This is a genomic window from Halorubrum sp. ARQ200, from assembly GCF_005435115.1.
GTDB lineage: Archaea > Halobacteriota > Halobacteria > Halobacteriales > Haloferacaceae > Halorubrum > Halorubrum tropicale.
In genome coordinates this window covers 209694-231333 of the sequence record NZ_SGTZ01000003.1, presented here as the reverse complement: position 1 = coordinate 231333, position 21640 = coordinate 209694, and the positions used below count along the sequence as shown (strand labels likewise).

The following is a 21640-nucleotide window of genomic DNA, read 5'->3' as shown; positions in this document are numbered from 1 at the left end:
CAGACCCTGCTTCAGGTTCGGGAGGCCGCAAATGTTTAACCGAAGCTGAGTGTGTCTCAGACGAGCACTCTTGCTGAAGTGAAGAGCCTCAGTCAGGTTTGGAAACGACTGTTTAGCGCAGGGAGAGTGTCAACTGCGGGATGCCAGACTCTGTCACTGGGATACGCTAATAGTTCCGTGCCACGGCAACTATTGAGGGTGTCTCATGACAGCGTCTGGCAAGACTACACTAATTATGATATCTATTTCAATCTATCGAACCGTACAAATTCTTGTCACAGAGTGTTCAGAGCTGCGAGAAGAGTACATCAAGAGCGTTCTTCAGGTCGAGTGTGAGTATTCCGTTTGATATTGAGTCAAGGGTGCTTACAACTTGTCAAAAACTTATAATAAAAGTCGCTAACCGGCTACATTAGCGTCAAACCCGGACCAGACACCTTGGTATCGCTCCCACAACAACACAGCAGGAGGGAGCGCGATGATAGTAAAAATAAACGAGTAGACGACACTGATTGCCATCAGTAGGCCGAAGTCACCTAAAACAGGCGTGATAGCGAGTGCGAGTGCGCCAGTTCCGAGTGACGTGGTGAGCATGCTACCGAGGAGTGCACCGCCGGTTCCAGAGAGTGTGATAATCATAGACTCATAGGCGTCGGCGCCGGCGTTGTACTCATCGACAAACCTATGTGTTGCATGAACGGAATATGCGATCCCCAACCCAATCGATATTGAGAGAATTGTGCCTGTCAGAGCGTTTAGAGAGATGCCAAGATACCGCATTGTGCCAAGTAAGAACGCAATTGCGATCAAGATGGGGAAAACGTTCACAACCCCAAGAAGTGGCTTGCCCTCTAACACGCCATATGAGATGATTAGGAACAACGCGGTCAACGCGAGCGCAATAATAAGTCCTTGAATTGAAGAATCAAAAATAATATCGGTCACAGCATCAAACACGACGACTTGGCCAGTTGCCGTTGTGGTGTAGCGGAACTGTTCTGCAAATTCTCTGGCATCGGTAGCAGCCTCACCCTGCGAGGCACTGGAGTCAATAGCATACTCAACCTGTGCGTTCCGTCGGTCAGGCGTGAGGTACTGTTCGGCTCTATCACCGGCCGAAGACGAAAACAGCACATCGTATATCCGGCCAAGATTGCGATCAGGAATACCGTTCCCATCAACGTCATTTTGCGCAACGAGCCGTGCGAACTCAGGGTTACGCTCGGCGTGTGACTGGATTACGGTCACAATACTTGTTGGACGTGCAGAGCCACCATCATCGACAGCGAGCGCCCCAACTGCATCATCATTTGGATCAGCCAGTGCTTCGAGTGCGTGGTCCTCCTCGAAGTTGCCCTGGACATACAATTTTACTGACTGATCTTGGTTTGTGGAGAAGCGGTCCTCCAAGAGATTAAGCGTCTCAGTGACAGTGTATTCGCTCGGTGCAAAGGGTTCTGGGAGGCTGGTTATGTAGTCTGGCTGTTCTTCAGGCGGGAGAAAGTCTTCAGTCTCGAAGGACGTGTCGACCCCACTACCATACACACCTGCCATGCCGCCAGTGACGAGTAGCACAACGACGAATGCAATCGGTGCATACTGGCTGGCCTGTGTCGGAAGTGTGAGGATCTTTCCAATGGTTGAGTCCTCAGACGAGATGGGCGCTGAATTGAATTCAGGCACATTATAAGCTTCTCGCAGTTTGTCAACCTCGAGTTTGGCTGCTGGAAGAAATAGGCCAAAAATGAGGAAGGTGAATATAATCCCAATGGCTGAGGCGATCCCCACGTTTCGGATCGGTGTGAGATCGGAGATCACGTTTGCTCCAAATCCAAATACAGTTGTCACTGTCACAATAATAAACGCAATAATTAGTTGGTTGTTTGCCTCACGCATCGCTTCTGTGGCCCGATATCCGGCGACAGCTTCCTCACGGTAGCGGTTGATAATATGTATCCCAAAGTCGACACCGACCGCAAGCAGCAGTACAGGGACGGTGATCATTTGTTGGTTGAATGGGATTCCAGAAAGTCCGAGGAACCCAAAAGTCCAGACAACAGTCAGTAACAGTGACAACAGCCCCAAAGAAAGGTCAATTGGATCACGGTATGCAACGACTAAAAATAGCAAGAGCAGGATAACAACTACAGGCATCACGATTGTAAGTGAGTCGCCGATAACGTTGGCGGTTTCAGCATTTGTGACGCCACTGCCGAACGCTGTGAGTTGGCCAGGCTGATCTTCTGCGATTGACCGAATTGTTGTTTGGAGGCGCTGTAAGTCAGCGAACCCAGGGGGCACATCATGTGTCACAACCGTGATGGAGGCAGATGCACTCGCGCTCGTCGGATTAAAGTCAGTGGCTAGCGCGCCGGAGAACCGCGGGTTAGTAGCAAGCTGACGGACAGTCTGGCGGACACGCGATGGACTTGCCGTCTTGATGGCCTGCCGTTGTTCGGTGATTGTTTGTGCTGACGGGTCAAGTGTTTGCGCAACAACAGTAGCAGGCCCAGTTGCCGAGGCTACACGGAGGTCATCTCGTGCCTCAACCTTCTCTAACACCAGCAGATTTCTGAGTAGTGCCTCTCTCGTGAGAACATTACTTCCAGAGTGGATAATCTGTGTTGATTCTTGCTCTGGTTGGAACGGGTCTTCGAACTCTTGGTTGACCGCATCAAGCGCCTCTTGCTCTTCAAGCCCTTCAGTAAACGAGTCTGTTGCTTCTGTATCGGTACTAACTAGTCCAATCCCTCCGGCGAACACAAGCGTGAGGACAAGGAACACAACAATAACTCGGCGTGGGCTATCGACGATGCTGTCGTTTAGCCGCTGCGTCCACGCCTCAATTCGCTCGCCGAGCGACATCGGTTACTGTCGCCTCCGGTAGACCACAAGTCCTCCAGTCCCGACAACGAGAAGAACGACAATGATGACAGGGATGGGTAGTCCACCGTCCTCAGCTTCAACCACATCAACCGGAAGCCGGAACGTATCGGTGAGCTGGCTATCGCCGTCGCTGTCATCATAGCGGAAGTCGAACGAGATTGGATACGTACTCCCGGGTGTCGCAGAGCCGGTTGCAGTTAGCTCAAACGTCATCGTTGTGGTCTCACCAGGCTCGATCGATTGAACATACCCCGTGTCAGTTTCACCAGTATCCAGTGGATCGTCGGCGAACAGTCGGGCCTCAACGTCGCTAGCAGTCTCATTAAGATTACTCGTCACAGAGACCTCAACGGTCCGAGAGCCACCAGACTGAATCGTACGATTTTCTACCGTGACAGCAAATCGGTCACGCTCCGGTGCGACATCGGCATTAACAACTAACTTTTCGAACGCCCTCAGTTCTTCATCTTGATTCCGGTACTGGACCGCCATGTCAAGTGAACGAAGGCCAGCCTCAGCCTCGCCACTCATTGAGATTGGCAACGAGAACTCGCTTGACTCACCGGGCTCAAGTGTACCAACTGCCGTCGAGCGTTCAGCAGGAATCACACTCTGTGATTCACCCGCGTACTGGACTACAACACTGCGGGCTGGCAGAGGACCTTCGTTCCGGACAGTGCCGATGAGGTCACCGTCTTCTCCGACACGGAGTTGTGACTCGATGTTCGTAAGATTAAATGTCTGTTCTGTGAGCGGGAGCACGCCGATTGAAAGACCCTGGTCAGTGCGTCTGATGCCATCAGGGTCATCAAATGTGACTGTACCTGAGAGCGTGTACTGCTGTACGGGCAAGTCCGGTGACACGCCTACATCGTACGCAACCGTTGCAGTCTGACCGGGTCCAATTTCTGGAACACGGATAGTGTCAGACTGCCCACCACTTACGCTGACGCTGCTGCTCTGTGTAGTGAACGTAACATCAGCACTGCGGGCGGTCTCTGATCCAACGTTTTCAATTGTCGCTTTAACAGTACCAGAGTCACCAACCTGTGTGTCACTTTCAACGTCAACGACCTGGAACCGAGCATCGTCGCGAACACGGACCTCAAGCTCACGATCAACCGTTCTTTTTCTTTCATCACCCGAAGAGAAGTATGTGTAGCTCAGATCGAAGTCAATTGTGTACGTTCCAGGGTCAATATTATCAGGAACGTTAATTGCGATTGGGAGTGAGCGGGGAGTTGATTGAGTAACTGTACCAATTGGTGTCTCCCCAGATTCAATAGAGATTGGACCGTCTGCTTCTGCCTCAACGCGAACACCTCGTGCTGTAGTAACACTCTCAGCTAATGAGGTCGGGCCAAATCTAAAGTCACCATCGTTGGCAACTGTAACTTCTACCTGATTTGTCTGGCCAGGGATGAGGTTTGGATTTGTGGCGTAAACATCCAAATCAGGAGAACCCCCAACATTCGAAGTTTGTGCGAGCGCTGATCCGTCGCTTATTGGATCGTCAACACTAGCGAATTCCGCACCGACGAGTCCAATACCAACACCGCTGGTAGCAAGCATACCCACAACAAGAACAATTGATACGAGTCTAGTGCGCATATATTATCTCCTCACGGTATTCAAGCCATCTAAGTGAGAACACTTGTGGGTTACAACCATACAACCAAATTCACTGAAACGGCTTTGTTGCACAATAAAATCTACGTCCGCGAATCAATAAACGCTTTGTTCTTGAGATTCTATTTCCGGTATGGTTGACCAGACAACCGACCGCGACGGACATGAGGGTTAGATAGTGACACAGTTCACCGACGCAGAACGAGAGCGTATTCGAGCAGAAATGATTGATGCGGGCCACGACCTTTTCGCACAGTTTGGGTTCGACCGCACCCGGGTGAGTGATATCACAGATGAAGTGGATATTGGAACAAGCACGTTTTATCAGTTTTTTGAGTCAAAAAAAGAATTGTATTTTATAGTTTTAGTTGAAGAACGGAATCAGTTGTTTGATGAACTCGAACAGGCAGTTACACAAGCAGAAACACCCCAAGCAGAAGCCGAGATAATTCTTCGGACGACGCTAAAGCAAGTTAGGTCAAACCCGCTTATCAACCGGCTTTTTGTCAAGGGTGAAATTCGCCGAATTGATGAGCGGATGAGTGGAACCCGGTTTGAGAAGTCGGCAAATGAAGAACAAGACAGCCAAATAGAACAACACAATGTCACGGATACGGTGAACTCTCAGTTTGAACAAGAGTTCACGCAGGTCCTACCACAGCCCGAACAGTGGGTCACTCATGATGATGTCCAAGTGAGTAATCCAGACGTGATTCGAGGCATAATGCGTTCGCTTCTATTTGTTACACAGGCAAAAGAGACGCCAGTCATTCCAGAAGAGATGTATGGAGAAGTTGAGGAGGCGTTGATTGATGTGATTGTGGCAGGATTATTTAGCGATGAAAACTGAACCGCCACAGGACCAAGTATCAGGGCACTCGGTCTGCTCGGCCTGTAGACTACACAACAGAGCAGTGTAGATACGTTCCGCATTTTATCACCGGACAAGGCGAATACCCCGAGGCTTGACCTTGGGGATCAAGCCGACACACGCTGATACAAGCCATTAAGCTAACACGTTCCTAATCAAAAGACAGCGATGGAACATAGTCACCGCTACCGCGCCTACCTGACAGACGAGGTAGCGGAGCGACTGGAACATCATCTGGACGTTCATCGCCAACTCTACAACCACGTCCGCTGGGACTACGAGAACAGTCCAGAGGACGACAAACCGCCCGAGTACGACCAGAACAACAAACTCCCAGAGTGGAAACGTCGGTGGCCGATATTCGGTGAACTGCACTCAAAAGCCGCACAAGCCACCGTTGCACGATTCCACCGTAACCTCTCGAACCTTCGTAAGAAGAAAGAGAAGGGGTACAACGTCGGTCGGCTCAAACGACAAGCACCCACAGAGTATCGAAGTGTGACGTACAACCAGTCTGGTTTCGACCTCGATGAAAAGAGGGGCCGAGACAGGTTTGCTTACGTTCGCTTCAGCAAAATCGGCTGGGTCAAAATCCGTTACCACCGCCCGATTCCTGACCACGCCACAATCAAAGAAGTCACGTTCAAGAAGGAGACGACCGGCGAGTGGTTCATCTCCTTCGGACTCGAAACAGATGATGCCGACCTGCCCGAGAAACCCGACGTGGGAACGCTCGATGCGAGCAACAGCGTGGGTATTGACCTCGGCATCCTCAACTACATCCACACGAGCGACGGCAAGACCGTTGACTGGCTCGACCTCGAAGACGAGTACGAGCGACTCCGACGCGAGCAACGCAAACTCTCGCGGAAGGAGAAAGGGTCGAAAAGCTACGAGAAACTACGGAAGAATGTCGCCAAGGTCAAGCGTCGGATTCGTCGGAAGGTGCTGGACTACCAGCACAAGATTACGACGTGGCTCGTCAAGACGTATGACGCCGTGTTCGTAGAAAACCTGGATGTCGCTGGAATGCTTCAGGGCGACGGTAACGCTCGGAACAAGCAGGATGCGGCGTGGCGACAGTTCATCACACTCCTCGAATACAAAGCCGACCTGCACGGAACGCACGTCGTGCAGGTCGAAGCCCGAGGAACGACGAAGGAGTGTGCGTCGTGTGGCGTGGAGACGGCGAAACCCATCTGGGTGCGGGAACACTCCTGTCCGAGTTGTGGGTTCGTGACGGACAGAGACCCGAACGCGGTGATGAACGTCCTACAGCGCGGCTTTTCTGAGTTAGGGCTGGGGTGGCCCGAAGAAACGCCCGTGGAGACTGTGGCCGCTACGGATACCGCTAATTTCCAGCGTGTGTCTGCAAGTCACGTCGTGGAAACGGGAAGCCTCGGGGCTTGACCCCGAGGCGATTCACTTGCCACTTCAAGAATATCTTTGACGTATGAAGTCGACACGGAAAGGACTGCGAGACGGCGACCTGTTTAAGAACACGTATGATAGATTGAACTGCTCAGAATGCGAAACAACCCTAAAAAAAGAGAATGACTCTGATGAAGTGTTCTCCGTGCGCACTTGTCCGGAGTGCGACATTTATTTCAAGGAGTTGCGTTAATTAATCTTCGTTGGCCCAGCAATCACGGTTCCATCTTGTTTGACAGCAACATCAATATTGAACTCATCAGCGGGCTGAGAGAGCTCAAGGGTACAACTAATGGTGCCGTCAGTATCTACTGTGGCTACGCAATTGACAACCTGACTGACACCACCATATTTCTCATCAGCCGTGACACGAATAATCACGGAGCTGTTTGACGCGAGGTTAGTGTCGGCCGTCAGTGATAGCCGGGTGGAGTTACTGATGCTATGGTTTGTTAGTTCAGCGGTGGGTTCAGACACGGTGAATGACTGTTGATGTGAAACCCTCGGCACTGAACTCGGCGCTGATTCACCAACATCAAACATAATCGCATACTCACCCGGCTCCAGTGCGTGTGTGTCAACTCCCACAGCGAGACCGGATATACTGTCGTTGTATACGGGGTTAACGACAGCAAGCGGGTCAGTAGGCGAATCACCTTCTGTCGAGATTAGCCGAAGGTCAACACCATGGCCAAGAGTACCTTGACCAGCAAGACCATATGTAATAACGCCGTTGCTCTGATGGACTGTGTTACCGTGTTGAAGCGTAACGGATACGTCTTGTGGGCCTGTGACCTCGGGATTCTCAATGTCATATGCGACACGAAGTGTGTTGTTCTTTGAGATCTCAACTGGTTGGTCAAGTGAGATCGCGAGGCGCCCGTCTGTGCTCGTCTGGATACTTTGAATGGATCCTTTCAGCGAGCGGTCGACGTATCCGTTCTTGTTTGCGTCGATTCCAAGCACGTCGATATCGGATTGAGTAACACGTTGAGTTGCCGCGTGGGACCGAGTGTGACTGCCCTGATACTGAACTGAGACGGAACTGAAGGAGACGGTCTCGTTACTATTCACTTCAATTGTGTGGGTAGTCTCAACACCAGGAGTGCTATCAGCAGGGAAGACGAGGTTTGATGATGGAGTTGATGAAGTGAGGATACCCCCTATCCCGGTAATCGGAAGCCGTGTCCAGAACTCATCACCACGGGCAACCTCAAGCGAGTCTGTATCAGCAGTGTCAGGAGAAGCGGTTGTCGACAACTGCGCCTTGTTTTTTAGCGCCGAATTAATCTGTTTGTACGACGTCTCAGCGGGGACGGCTGTGGTCGTGCTATTTGGGTTGACCGGTTCAGTGATCATAAGCACCGCCGCGACACTTGTTTTGTCGCTTGAAACGATGAGATTATACCGGCCGGTGTTGAGTGCGGCCCCTTCTGACAGTCCAGATTCAGACACAAGTCGGACTGAGTCACTACCAGCAGCCGTGAACCGGTTGTTCTTATCTACACCAACTGGGTGGAGCGTGTTGAGTTGAACAGTAACGGAGCCATCTTCATCGGTGTCGTAGGCATGGAGTGTTGACTGATACTGCTGATTCGGTGCTTGAATGGTGAGTGTGACTTCATCAGTGTCACGCATCTGTACTCCAAGGGTAGCCACGTCGCCTTGCGTCACGGTTGTCTGTGCCTTATCAAACCCAACTGCAGGAGCTGACTGTGGCTGTGCGGCAGTTGACATACTGAGCGGCATAGCGAGGCAGACAACCGCAAGGAAGAGAATCGCCATGCTGAGCGAAACGCGTGTATTCATAATCAACTCACACTACCGTTCTCGCTTGTAAATACTTTCTGTGGGCCCCTTTATGCCCGCCTCACAAAAATCCTGAATGTGTGAAAAAGAAACATGATCTCGGTGAGGCGTCGTGTTGGGCCTGTCACAACCGAGGGGTCACCATCGATGTTTTTCACAGCGCTGTAGTCGACGTGCTTCTCAAGCTCAAAGCCCCCGACAGAGTACGAGTAACGGCTTCGTGGCAAAGCCACTGGCTGACTGTCCAGCAAACCTGAGACTCCCAATCTGCAGGATTGACCTGCTCGGCCAACACCGGGTGGGAGGCCCGCGCCCTCAACGGCGGGAGGATGTCACATATGTAGGAGTCAGTCGGTCGCAGTATGCCGGTTGTGTCGTCCCATGTCGGTTTCCCCTCCGGCCTACTCACTCTCCTTGTTACGCTTCGGTCGCTCCCAGAGGCCGGAGGTTCCACCTCAAAAACGCTGAGGCGATCCACGACGCTTCTCGTATTCTCTGGGGGACGCACAAACGGTGTGCTATCTCACGAAGGAATCCTCGATCTTCAGGGCAGGAAGAACATCAAACCCATCGTAAACGGCTGGACTCTTTTTTGCTTCTAAATACTATCCGCTGCGCTAGCAGCTGGTGAGCCTTGTACAACCGCAAAAAATGAAAATACGCACCGCGAGGGCCGAACGGAGTGATCCGTTCGGTTATTAGCTGGCGTTAGTTGTTGCGACGGGTCGCGAGCAACGCAGCCGCGATGAGCGCAACGAGGGCGACAAGCGCGCCGAATCCGGGCGTGCCGTCTTCGGTGCTTTCGTCGCCGCCGTCGCTGCCGTCGCTGCCGTCGCCACCGTCGTCACCGTCGGAAGCGCCGTCGTCGCCGTCGCCACCGTCGTCACCGTCGGAAGCGCCGTCGTCGCCGTCGCCACCGTCGTCACCGTCGGAAGCGCCGTCGTCGCCGTCGCCGCCGTCGTCACCGTCGGAAGCGCCGTCGTCGCCGTCGCCGCCGTCGTCACCGTCGGAAGCGCCGTCGTCGGTCTGCCGCTCTTCAACCAGCTCAACGTCGGTAGTGTCAGTGGTGTCACCACTGTCGGCCTCAAGCACGTACGTGCCCGTCTCGAGACCAGAGGTGTCGACAGTCAGAGTGAACTGACCGTCGTTGCCCCATTCCTCAACGGATACGGACTCGACCGAGTTATCGTTCTGGTTGAGCACGTTGAGCACAACCGAGTTGTCGTCGGGCTGAAGGTTCGTGGAGCCTTCCACAACCATCGTTTCACCGACGGCAACAGGGTTAATGCCGTCTGCCTGAGCGCCTTCCGGGTAGACCGAGTCGACAGAGACCGAAGCCTCGGTGACACGGAAGGTCGTCGAGATCATCAGGTCGTCCGTCGCGTCGGCCTCAGTGGTCTGAGCAACAATCCGGTCACGGACCTGATTGCCGGTGAGCGACTCACCCTCAAGTTCGTCAATGAAGCTCTCTAAGTCGCTGATCGTGGGATCAGAAGCACCACCGAACCCACCAACACCCGGGAGGTCACCATCACCAACCGTGTCGTCACGGCCAAGGGAGATGACGTGCCCGGACGCAGCACCCTGCGAGAGGTCGACACTGACGTCCTCTTCATCGAAGGTGCCGTCATTGTCAACGGACACCACCGTGACATCAGTGTTACCACGTTCGTCCACGAACGCCACAAGGACGTCCGACTGGCCCTCTGCAGTCCCGTTGACGGTCATCGAAGAGTCTTCAATGGCGAACTGCCCGTCAATGGTACCGAACTGAGCCGTGAGGCCGCCCGATTCGACGTTAATCGATGAACGGGTGCCATCATTGCTGGTCCAAGCAGACGTGTTGATTTCGCTGTTGGAACCAGTGTCAATCTCGATGTTGCGAGCATCATCGGCATCAATCACGCCGATCTGGTACCGACCCTCGAACGCAAGGATGTCGTTACCTCCACCGTTACCTTGGGAGAGAGTAACGTCTTCAACTTCGAAGGTGTCGTCAGAGTCAACGTCAATCTGGTTCTGGCCGTTGATCTGAACGATTTCCCAGTTATTGTTGTTGAGGGCGTACACACGCACTTCGTCGGCAGCCTCTGCAGTCCCGTTCACATCGACTTCCGAACCGATGATGTAGTCATCACTGGGGCTGTCGAGCGAGAGCGATCCCTCGGTAACCTCAAGATCGACATCATCTTCGAGGAAGTCAGAGTTCAGCGAAGACACCTCGCTGTCGTTGGAGTAAACCTCAACAGTAGCGTCAGAGGTGTCAAGGAACTTGGTCTCTATCGAGCCGACAGCGGTTGTGCCGTCGATCTCAACAAGTGCCCATGCGTACTCACCGCTACTGTTGTAGCCCGTGTCAGACACATCTTCCACATTCCGGAAGATGTTACCAGCTTGTGTATCGGTGACACCGTCAGCGAAGTCGTTCTCCTCAATTGCGACAAGCCGGACCTGACCGTCGGTCCCACCGCTCACCGTGTAGTCAACGTTGCTACCCTGCGTAACAGAGTCTTCTGCAACGTCGATCGAGAGGTCGTCTTCATTGGTGAGGGTAACCGTGTACTCCTCAACAACCTGGTCGATCTCGTCGTTACCTTCGAAGATGACAGTGTACTCACCGGCATCCTCGCCCGCGAGATCGAGCCCAACGCTAGCGTCTTCGGCATCGCTTTCGTTTTCACCGTACTGGAGAACGTCGGTGCTCCCAGACTCATCCGAGCCATCAACCAAGACTTCATTGGTAATGTCGGCTCCGCTCGGGTCCTCAACCGTAATGGCGAGTCCTTCAGCGTTACCGAAGTTCCACTCAGCGAAGACCTTGAGCTGACCAGCAGAGTCAGGACCGACTTCACTGATGTCGCCTCCAGTGTCAGTCAGCTGGACCTCTGCGGTCGTGATACGGGGCGAAATAACCGTCGTACTGAATCCACCATCACCGTCAGTGGGGCCGTTCAGGTCGTAGGTGCCCGTTTCCTCGTCTTCCGGAATCGGGTCCTGAAGGGGCGTGCCCTCACGGTTGCCCGACGTCCCGGAGAGTTCGCTGTGCTGGATCGTTCCCTGAGTAGCGTTCCCGACGAAGACAACGTCGTCTTCACCTTGGTAGACAACGTTCCCGTCTGCAACGAGGTTGCTACCAGAGGAACGTTCCGAGTCTGCCACCTGCGCGGTGTCAGTGTCGAATCCGGTGGTCGAAACCACGCCGCCAGCACTCACACCAGGCACGTCATCCGAGTCGAATAGGTGCGCAGTGTGCTGACCCGGGAACCCGCCTGCGTCACTAATTGTGACGGTAGCGGTACCGCTGCTTGCACTGGATCCAGTGTCGGAAACACCGGCGAGAACCGCGTCTCCGTCACTGTTTTCATAGGTGACAGCAATAACGGCACTGTCACCGCTGTCACTGCTAAAGCCGCTGTAGTCAACCTCTACTGTACTACCGTCTAGGGTCTGGTCATTGAAGTCGACCGACCCACTGTTGACTGCCGCAGCGGCCGGCGCTGCAGCAAAGCCAACTGCCACCATAGAGATTACCATGATGGCACTGAAGAAGACCGCGTTGGCCTTCGAGCGTGTATTGTCGTTTGTCATTGTTTGGTTTTTGTCAGCATCCGAGTACGCCAGTCGTTTTGTCCGCGACACACCGTCTCAGCTTCGGTCTGGTTGTGAGACGGTTACCGTGTGTTGGATTACTCGCGTCTGCCGTGTTCGGAGGTAGGGGCGTCTGAAACAAACATCGGTTATTATAAATGCTTTGTGGGTTATGATGTTCACGGTAGAGAGTGTCAACCATTGTTTAATCGTTCGAGACAGTCGGTTATGTACGGCAGGCCTGAGCCGGTAGGGCAACCCGTGGTCAATCGATTTTCGCGATTGACAACCTCTCCTACGTGAACTGTACAGAGACCACTCACCCGACGAGTTCGCCGCGAACCTCAAAGACTTGAAGCCCGCACGCTCCACATAGACACGTTCTATGCGCGCAACGCACTGCGCAATCGTGTTTGTCGAAACATTGCCCATCATCCCAGCGTAGTACGAGTTCTCCCAGAACCCACCGGCCCACAGATCCCCTTCAAGCGCGATCTGTGCTATTCGCATGTCTCCCGCGCCGTGATGTCCATGACCGTCCGCTAATCTCGTTTGGTGTGTGTTGGGTGTGCTGGTGAAGCCCCCAGAGTTAAGCTCCGAGACGGTTCACTCGGCGGACAGCAAGTTCAATATCAAATCTGGCAGGATCTGTTGAACCGTTCGCATCATCAGCATCGTACTGGATTACAATCCCACGGAGAGTCCGTGTTCCTGAGTCGAATGAGTCGTACTGACGCTCAATATACGTTCGCCCGACCGCGGTCCGCGTAGAAACACGTGGTGGATGGTACGTCCGGTCATCAGCTGGTGGCTCATAGTAGGCGTCGGCCCGAAACTCAAGAGTCCCATACTGTGCTGGTCCGCCATTCGAAATGACGATGTCAGCAACAATCTGAGATTGATAGGGTGATTCAATAATACGGTCAATACGAATCTCTTCGACGGCAATACCAACGGTATCGAGCGAGGTTGTGGTATCAGTTGGACCGTTATCTGTGTGAGTAGAGTCCATTGAGTTGGATTCATTGCTTGTACTCGTCTGCGAGTGTGTCGATCCGGTTGTGTCGGAGCGGGGCGGGTCCTCAGATACATCAGTCGCTGCTGTATCACGCTGCACAAGGCAACCAGCAGTTGAGAGAGAACCAACAGCAGCGAGGAAGTGTCGTCGGTGATGAAGGAAAGTCATGGTCAGTAATCGATGGCATCGGGCTTAAATCCTGATCACGTAGGTTGTTCAGCGTCTTGAAACAACCAGCTTTCAGTCAGCTGACCCTGCCAACGAGGTCGTTCTTCCCATGCGTCACCAGAAAAGCCGGTGGCAAAAATGAACGGACCAGCTTGGAGGAGGTATCCGTATTGGACACCAGGAAATTCATCCAGGTTCGTCCGGTCACTACCTGCTTCACGATGGTAATACCGATGCCATTCAACCGAATCGGTCCCAGGGGTGACATCTGAAGTGATAGAAGCCATGCCTTCTGTAGCGCCGGCTGTAAGGATATCTGAGAGTTGCTCGCGCGCGCGTTCAGGATCACCATATTGTTGGACATATAGTGGGGTACCATCCAGATCACTGGGAGGTCCACGGAAGGCATTTTGTTGGCGGGTAACAGGATCTGGACGGCTTGTAAACGTCAGGAACACTTCCTCAGTACGCTCTGACGATTGGACAACAGGCCCAAGCCGCTTTCGGAGCCTATCACGACGGGCGGCTGGAAGCGGGTCTGCGGTGAACGTAGGCGGATAGCTCCCATCCTCATCGGCATATGGTTCGTGTGCGAGCGTCGTGAAACCACGACGAGTGGGGACCGCAACTTCGACCAGCACATCTCCGGTAGCGCGTGGCACGAGCCGGTCAAGTAACCGATTATGAATCGGGTCACGTGAAAAACGCTTACTAACATACACTGGAGTCTGGATTTGGAAAAACGAGAGGCGCATCCGACCGAGTTCCTCGACAAATCGGTCAGCATCGTTACGGCGTGCTGCGCGAGCCAAAGCCGGGATATGCATATCGGTCCGCGATCGAAGAAGGCCACCCGGAGAAAAGTGGGGTTCAAACGCTGTTTCCGCGCGGTCCGCAGCGTTGTATCCTACAGTTTCGAGTCGGTCAACCATCTCGGCTGTTGGCATCGTTGGCTGATGGATTGTGGTACGGACTGTGTCGATAGTCTCAATCACACTGTCAACGGCTTGGTTGTATGACTCAACCGCGCGTGGATAAGAAATGGCAAACCAGACCACATCAGCAACAATCGCTTGCGTCCTCTCAGCAATGCGTTGTATCAGGTCGGAGGCGTAACCGTCGGTATCTGTTGAGTTATCCGTAGGCGACTCATCGGTGCCAGCTTCCAGCGTAGTATTTGACTCGTCTGAGGATTCTATTTCGTCTGGATATCTCACACCATCAACACTCAAACAGCCAGCAAGACTTGCGGCAGCGCCGAGACCGGCAAGCACGTTACGGCGCGGTTGTTCCATGCCCCATGTCGGTGGGGCCAGAACTTAAATGTCGTAGATGGCATTATTGATCATGAGAAATCACCATCAAGAGTCAAAAGCGCGATGTCACATTAGTCCTAGTGATGGAACGGTCTCCAGCAGCGACAAGCCCACAGGATATGAGATCACCACAGTTGCTCACCGGCGAAAAGGTCAATAATAGTTAGACTGTATGAAATGATTGTAGCGTTATGAGATTGTACATACCTATTGCTGATCGGTCTGTAGCATGCGTAGATATGTGGTGTAGCGGTGCTGAGTTGCTTACCTCGCCGCTTGTGGTGGGAGTTATTGCTAGTCTTGGAGCAATGTTGTTAGTTGTCGTAGGTAAACTCCAGACAGCGATTGAAACATGCCAGGATGAACGAGAGTGTGTTATTGCGGAACGAGACGCATTTCGTCGGTTTCAGACGCAGATACAACAGGTCGAACCAGTACAGCTTGAATCGTTAGATGCCGCACCAACGGATGTAGGTGACCGGACAGACGTAATGGACGTACCCACAAGTCCCGGAGATGCGACACTCAAGTATGTACTTTCTGCGTACGAGGAAACAGTACGATCAGTTCCGCACTATGGCATCGGCGATGAAGAGAGCCTTGCTGAAAATCTCGCGGCTGAGCTTGGAGAAGATATAGTGACGTCGTTGGCAACAAATCGGATTCTCACCCCAGCGGTCCACCAAGCAATCGTTGACCGGAGCCGGCAGGCAATCAACGTACGTGCAGAGCTGATAGAGGTGTTGACAGAGGAGATCGACCGGCTCGCAAACTATCAAACGGAGCTTACTGAGATTGAAACCCGACGGCATAATCTTTGTTCGCACTTCGGATCCGTTCACACACGACGCAGGGAGGCCGCATTTGATGTTTGGTGTGCGCTTCAGGATCTTGAGGCAGAGTTGGATGGTATCGCTGAACAGCGACAGAGAGATCTTCACTCACCACCGGTTGCTGAACCCCCAAGTGAGGAGATATCTGATGAACAGATCGAGTTCTGTGAGTACCTCTATTCAGATAGCAACGCGCCACAGTATCCGGTCTTATCAGTAATTGGAGAACTCGGAGAAGCAATCCAAACCGACAAGGAACGGATCAGACCGCATCTTGGATGAGTTCTGAATCGATATACGAAACAAGCATAGAGTGCGTTGCCGTGACGGCGTCTACTCGATCTGTTGTAACACGGGTGTATATGCCACCGTTAATCGTTGCGAGAATGTATTCTGTGACTTCAGAGGCGTTAACGGCCTCAAACACATTCTCAGCAATACCACGTTCGAGAATCTCCCGGATCGTATCTGCTAACCGTTCATCAACGCGCGTAAATTGAGCGCGGATGCGACTGTTCGTGACAGCTTGTGATCGAAAGCCGACAAGCACGGTTTGAAACTGATAATCGTCTTCGGGCGGGTCCGGCACGAGAAGTTTGGCAATGAGCTGTTTCAGGGTTTCAGCTGGATTCTGGCTCCGCTCAGCATCAAGAGCTGATTCGAATTTGTTGACAGTGAACTCAAGCAGTGTAATAAGCAAATCGTCTTTTGACTCATAGTAATGGTAGATAGAGGATTTTGATCCATCAAGCTCGTCACCAATACGGGCAATTGAGAGATCAGCATAGCCGTGTTTGAGCAACGCTGTGTGTGTTGCCTCCATAATGTTCTCTTCCGTGTCGCTCAATGTGTGTTCTGACTGATCGCTTGTCATTGCTCGGTTGAGTCCGATGTTTCAGAAGTCGTTTCAGCGTTGGTGAAATCAAATTCGGCGGAGGTTGAGTCCTCATCTGCTGATGGCTCAACAGTCTGTGAGTTCACCTCATCAGTTGTCGTCGTCTGTTCTGTAGTAGTTGAGGGTCCCGAGGTTGTCGTGATAGCATCTTCAGCAGTAACTGCGCGACGTTGAAGTTCATCAATCTGTGGAACAGACGTCACATTTGCGAGGACGACAGTTGCTGTGAGTTCTGTTGTGTTTTGAATTGGCTCATCGCCAGCAAGCACTTCAACGGTCTGCGTTTCTTCTTCAAGCAAGTACCGGCCAGTCTCAAATCCTTTCCGAGAGATTGTATCTGGGGGTCCACTGAGGATGAGCAAAACCCGGTCTGCAGAGGTGATTTCACAGGGTAGCGTGAGTTTCGATTGGACTGCGCGACTAATGAGTGTCTTTATTTTCGACGCATCAACCGGTGTGGACCCAGAGGGTTGTGATCGACCAAGCAGACGAAGAATCCGAGCAAGAAGTCCATGAGCGTTACTGTCAATTTCAATTGTGGCGCGACCAACAGTTGTTACCCCGCCAACAGCAAGTGTCCGTGAGATATCTGCAGGGTCAATCCGAAGTTCAGATTCAAACGTGGCGTTAGCTTCACCGGCACCAAAAACGCTCAACAGTCGGTCAACAGTCATCTGATTGATCGACTGATAGCAATCAGCAACAGCGTCTCTATCGCGAGACCATGAGTCGTTGTCGACAAGAAGCGTTGACGCAGCGCGTGGGACAAGTGTTCGAAGACCACGGGCAGCGGTCAGTGCGCGTTGGTCGGACTCCGTGTCAGCGGGGAGAACACCTAGTGTGTACACTTCAGTTTCATAAATATCGGTGAGTTCTTCCAACAACACACTCCCAACGCCAGCACCAGTGCCGCCGCCAAGTCCGGCAACAATCATCGTTGCTGCGACTTCTGTTTCGTCGATTTTATCGAGTGCACGTCGAATTTCTGGCCGGTCCGCTTTAGCAACTTGTGCGCCAACATCTGGATCACCACCAACACCATACTCGTTGATATCATATCCACGCGGGCGCGAGTTACTGGAGGTGCTGTGTTGACTCGTGGTGGTGGATGTCTCTGAGTGTCGTTTGGGATCGTGAGACGAATTTTGGGCGTCAGTCGCAGGAGAGTTTGTGTCTCGTCGAAGTACTGCCGGGTGTGTATCACCAAGAAGGATATGCTGGTCAGTACTGAGGGCGGTTGTCTGAGAGAGTGGTTGTGATTCAGTATGAAACGCGAGAACGTTTCCATTCGTCACCGACCGGCCTGTGCGCTGTTCAGTTCGAACAAACTGATCAACAAGTCGGGTCCCACACCCGCCAACGCCGAGAAGTGCTACCTTCATTTACACACCAACGGCTGCGAGCGATGGTGGCAGCCAACAGAGTGGTGATGCGTCTGTCGGACAAGCGTTTGACGCCGTGGCCGCTCAAACAATAGGGTCCAGATCATTGTCGTCATCGGTAATCAACGACTGAATTTCCTCTTCGCGAACCGCATCCTGTTCTTGAATTTTGTTTTGTGCGTCGACAGCTTGATCCTGAATTTCGTTAATCCGCGGTGTATCAGTCACATTTGAGAGCAACACCACAGCCGCAAGGGTTGACGAGTCAGGACGAGGATCATCACCAGCAAGAACATCAACGGTGTCAGCTTCTTGTTCAAGCCATTCACGAGCAGATTCAACCCCTTTTCGTGAAATCACATCAGGCGGCCCGGCAAAGACAATCAGCGCACGGTCAGCACTCGAGACATCACATGGAACCGTGAGCCGAGAGTTCGTTGCTCGACGCACTAGGCCTTTGATTTTTGCGGCATCTGTTGATTCACTCTGTGAGTCATCAACTTCTTTGAAATTGGCTAACAACCCTTCTTTTGCGGGGGTAACGTCAGTTGAAGCGTACCCAATTGAGGAGACACCACCGGTATCGAGGGTTCGCATAATGTCACTCGAATCCATCGCGTTCTCACCAACCTCCGACTCATCAACTTCACCGGCAGCGAGTAGAGTGACAATGCGTGTTGCAAGCTCTTCGTTCATTTCCTCGTAGCCCTGCTCAATAGTCTGCCCACGAGAGCGCCACGCATCGTTGTCGAACGCGATGAAATTATCAACCTTGTTGACGAATGACTGAAGCGAGCGGGCAGCGTTGAGTGCCGGCCGGCCGCCCTCGTACGTGCCAGGTAATACTCCAAGTCCGTATACCGGCTCATCGTACATCTTCTGTAGTTCGTCAATAACAACGGGAGCAGCGCCACTGCCGGTGCCTCCGCCGAGGCCGGCTGCGACTAAGACAGCATCAACCTCGTGAATTTCAACATCGTCGAAGACGCGTCTGATTTCATCAATGTCTGTTTGTGCAACCTCAGCACCGACTTCAGCATCACCTCCAACCCCGTGTCCACGCGCTTTCTGGTGGGTGTCGCCGATTAACACCCGGCGATCTTCATCGAGATGATGTGGTTTGGCGAGGTCTGTCCGAGCCGTATTGATGACTAGTGCGTGACGGCACAGGTTACGACCAGTCTCAAACTCAAACTCGATCATCTGGTCGATAAGCTTACTGCCTGCGTTACCGACCCCAATCGTTGCAAGTTTCATTGGTTGTTTCTCCGTTGAGCCGTATGAAAATGTGTTGGTTGTGGGTTGACCTGACCGAGCGCAGAGTACGTGGCTGTGGAACGAGTCATTCTGCGTCAGACGTGACTATCAATAGTTTGATCAGACACATGACACATGCCAACGCAATCAAGGTTGGAATAATAAAAATTATATTTCATAAACCCGGTTGCCAACTGTGAAGAACTTACGAGTGATTCTACTGGCGGTGGTTGTGCTGACAGCAGTCGTTGGAGCTTCAGGAGCCGCCGCTGGAGCACACCCGGCAGGAGCAGAGTTCGAACACACAGAGAGTGAAAGTCTGTCTGCCGATTACAGCGGTCAGGGACCGACACAGACAGCAGAAAATAACACCTGTGGGTTTCCGCTCAACGTGACTGATGCAACAGGGACAGAGATCACGCTTGATGAACGGCCGGATCGAATCACGACAACAAACCCGTCAGCAGCCCAAACGCTCTGGGAATTAGGTGCGCAAGACCGGGTTGTTGGTGTAACCGAATTTGCGGGGTACTTGAACGGGACTGCCAGCAAAACGAATGTCTCCGCAGAATTCGGTGTTAGCGTCGAAAAAGTTGTTGCGACTAATCCCGATCTTGTGTTGGCACCAAACGCCTCAGCTGGTCAAGTCGAAGATCTTCGTGCACAGAATCTCACAGTCTACCATTTCCCGGCCGCGACGGATATCGATGATATTGCGGCAAAAACAGAGCGCACAGGCCGTCTTGTCGGAAACTGCGAGACAGCAGCGGAGGTGAATAATGAAATGAACCAGACTGTAGAGGACGTTAAAGGTCAAACTGCTGAACTTGATCGTCCCGGTGCACTGTACCCACTTGGGGGAGGATTTGTTGCAGCTGACAATACCTTTATCAACGAAATCATGAAGATTGGTGGGACAACCAACGTCGCCGCATCAGAGGCAGATGGGTATCCACAACTCTCGGATGAAGTCATCCTCAAAACAGACCCTGAGATCATACTCGTGACCGATACAGAGGGCGCAATTCTTGATAAGGAACCCTACGCGAGCACAACTGCTGGGGCAGAAGATAACTATGTAGTTATGAATACAAATTATCTAAACCAGCCGGCGCCCCGGAGTGTGATTGAATCGACCAAAACTCTCGCTGCTGCTGTTGAAGATCTTCAAGCCAACAAAACAAATGAGACAGTCAATAGTAGTGATACGTGTGGGTTCCCACTTACTGTAACAGACGCAACAGGAACAGAAATCACGCTTGATGACCAGCCAGATCGGATCACGACAACAAACCCATCAGCCGCCCAAACGCTCTGGGAGTTAGGTGCACAAGATCGGGTTGTCGGTGTAACCGAATTTGCGGGGTACTTGAACGGGACTGCCAACAAAGCAAATGTCTCCGCAGAATTTGGTGTTAGCGTCGAAAAAGTTGTTGCGACTAATCCTGATCTTGTGTTGGCACCGAATGCCTCAGCTGGACAGGTCGCAGATCTTCGTACGCAGAACCTCACTGTTTACCATTTCTCCGCTGCTACCGATGTCGATGATATCGCAGCAAAAACAGAGCGCACAGGCCGTCTTGTCGGAAACTGCGAGACAGCAGCGGAGGTGAATACGGAGATGAACCAAACGGTGGAAAATGTAGAAAACCAGACCGCTAGACTTGATCGCCCTGACGCACTGTATCCGCTTGGGGGAGGATTCGTTGCGGCTGACAATACCTTCATCAACGAAATCATGGAGATTGGTGGGACAACCAACGTCGCCGCGTCAGAGGCAGACGGGTATCCACAACTTTCAGATGAGGTAATTCTTCAGACCAACCCTGAGTTGCTGATTGTGACAGACTCTGAGGCGTCAATTCTTGATCGACAGCCGTATGCTAGCACAAACGCGGGTGAGAACAATAATTACGTCGTATTAAACACTAATTATCTCAACCAACCTGCACCTCGCAGCGTTATCGAGTCAACAAAAACGCTCGCGAACGGCGTTACAGAGCTTCAATCAGAGGATACCAAAGACGATGGAGGTAGGACAGATGGGTCAAGTAGCTCACGTAGTGACGATGATGACAGGAATGAAAAAGATGAGCGGGACGAAGTAGTAGACACGAACGAAACGACAGTAGACACGAACGAAACGGCAGTAGACACGAACGAAACGACAGTAGACACGAACGAAACGGCAGTAGACACGGACGAAACAGCTGTCGACACGAACGAAACGGCCGTAGATGAGAATGAAACGCCTGTGAATGAGAATCAAACAGCTACCGATACACCAAGTAAGGAGAGCACTACCTCAGCAGAGCCCAATGGCACCTCTAATCAAGAGGGTAATGAAACCGAGACATCGAATGATGTTGTCAATCAAAAGACCGAGCAAGACGATGGACCATCCAATACAACTGATGAGGGGACAGAGTCAGAAGTTCCTGGATTCGGGATCGTCGTAACCGTATTGGTAATTCTTGGCTTCGCATATCTGTCACCACAGAAATAGTACCTCAGTTACCCGCAAAGCGACTATCCCAGTTCAAGGGGCGAGTAGAGG

The 21640-nt window shown here is 52.4% G+C and carries 13 protein-coding genes; 5 read left to right on the top strand and 8 right to left on the bottom strand.

Annotation, left to right across the window (positions count from 1 at the left end):
• Positions 1-399: 399 nt before the first annotated feature.
• Positions 400-2865: an RND family transporter gene (locus EXE50_RS06580; protein WP_137704662.1), complete on the bottom strand. Its 2466-nt coding sequence runs from the start codon at positions 2863-2865 to the stop codon at positions 400-402.
• Between the two features lie 3 nt (positions 2866-2868).
• The gene (locus EXE50_RS06575; RefSeq protein ID WP_241982639.1) at positions 2869-4497 is read right to left on the bottom strand and encodes a COG1361 S-layer family protein; all 1629 of its coding nucleotides are present in this window, start codon (positions 4495-4497) and stop codon (positions 2869-2871) included.
• 196 nt (positions 4498-4693) lie between these two features.
• On the opposite strand from EXE50_RS06575, the gene EXE50_RS06570 reads away from it, so the two are divergent.
• The 3 genes from EXE50_RS06570 to EXE50_RS17930 all read left to right on the top strand — a co-directional run bounded on the left by EXE50_RS06570 (position 4694) and on the right by EXE50_RS17930 (position 7010).
• Positions 4694-5365 carry a TetR/AcrR family transcriptional regulator gene (locus EXE50_RS06570; RefSeq protein ID WP_137704661.1) on the top strand — a complete coding sequence of 224 codons (672 nt, stop codon included), beginning with the start codon at positions 4694-4696 and terminating at the stop codon, positions 5363-5365.
• Between the two features lie 189 nt (positions 5366-5554).
• Complete coding sequence (locus tag EXE50_RS06565) at positions 5555-6796, top strand: RNA-guided endonuclease TnpB family protein (RefSeq protein ID WP_053771934.1); 1242 nt, start codon at positions 5555-5557, stop codon at positions 6794-6796.
• Positions 6797-6839: 43 nt separating this feature from the next.
• Positions 6840-7010: an HVO_0758 family zinc finger protein gene (locus tag EXE50_RS17930; RefSeq protein WP_303646232.1), complete on the top strand. Its 171-nt coding sequence runs from the start codon at positions 6840-6842 to the stop codon at positions 7008-7010.
• Here the strand turns inward: EXE50_RS17930 and EXE50_RS06560 are convergent.
• The 3 genes from EXE50_RS06560 to EXE50_RS06550 all read right to left on the bottom strand — a co-directional run bounded on the left by EXE50_RS06560 (position 7007) and on the right by EXE50_RS06550 (position 14695).
• On the bottom strand, positions 7007-8602 hold the full coding sequence (locus tag EXE50_RS06560) for a hypothetical protein (protein ID WP_137704660.1): 1596 nt from the start codon (positions 8600-8602) through the stop codon (positions 7007-7009). The genes EXE50_RS17930 and EXE50_RS06560 overlap by 4 nt on opposite strands.
• 732 nt (positions 8603-9334) lie before the next feature.
• On the bottom strand, positions 9335-12265 hold the full coding sequence (gene csg / locus EXE50_RS06555; RefSeq protein WP_137707784.1) for an HVO_2072 family ArtA-dependent S-layer glycoprotein: 2931 nt from the start codon (positions 12263-12265) through the stop codon (positions 9335-9337).
• A gap of 1170 nt (positions 12266-13435) precedes the next feature.
• Positions 13436-14695 carry a hypothetical protein gene (locus tag EXE50_RS06550; protein ID WP_137704658.1) on the bottom strand — a complete coding sequence of 420 codons (1260 nt, stop codon included), beginning with the start codon at positions 14693-14695 and terminating at the stop codon, positions 13436-13438.
• Between the two features lie 512 nt (positions 14696-15207).
• On the opposite strand from EXE50_RS06550, the gene EXE50_RS06545 reads away from it, so the two are divergent.
• Positions 15208-15831: a hypothetical protein gene (locus EXE50_RS06545; RefSeq protein ID WP_137704657.1), complete on the top strand. Its 624-nt coding sequence runs from the start codon at positions 15208-15210 to the stop codon at positions 15829-15831.
• Here the strand turns inward: EXE50_RS06545 and EXE50_RS06540 are convergent.
• The 3 genes from EXE50_RS06540 to EXE50_RS06530 all read right to left on the bottom strand — a co-directional run bounded on the left by EXE50_RS06540 (position 15812) and on the right by EXE50_RS06530 (position 19083).
• Entirely contained in the window at positions 15812-16423 is a 612-nt protein-coding gene (locus tag EXE50_RS06540; protein WP_137704656.1) for a TetR/AcrR family transcriptional regulator, read from the bottom strand. The two genes, EXE50_RS06545 and EXE50_RS06540, sit on opposite strands and share 20 nt — an antisense overlap.
• Positions 16420-17826 carry a tubulin/FtsZ family protein gene (locus EXE50_RS06535; protein ID WP_137704655.1) on the bottom strand — a complete coding sequence of 469 codons (1407 nt, stop codon included), beginning with the start codon at positions 17824-17826 and terminating at the stop codon, positions 16420-16422. Before EXE50_RS06535 ends, EXE50_RS06540 begins: the two co-directional genes overlap by 4 nt.
• A gap of 84 nt (positions 17827-17910) precedes the next feature.
• The gene (locus tag EXE50_RS06530; protein WP_137704654.1) at positions 17911-19083 is read right to left on the bottom strand and encodes a tubulin/FtsZ family protein; all 1173 of its coding nucleotides are present in this window, start codon (positions 19081-19083) and stop codon (positions 17911-17913) included.
• 196 nt (positions 19084-19279) lie between these two features.
• On the opposite strand from EXE50_RS06530, the gene EXE50_RS17975 reads away from it, so the two are divergent.
• Complete coding sequence (locus EXE50_RS17975) at positions 19280-21589, top strand: PGF-CTERM-anchored ABC transporter substrate-binding protein (RefSeq protein WP_137704653.1); 2310 nt, start codon at positions 19280-19282, stop codon at positions 21587-21589.
• Positions 21590-21640: the final 51 nt, after the last annotated feature.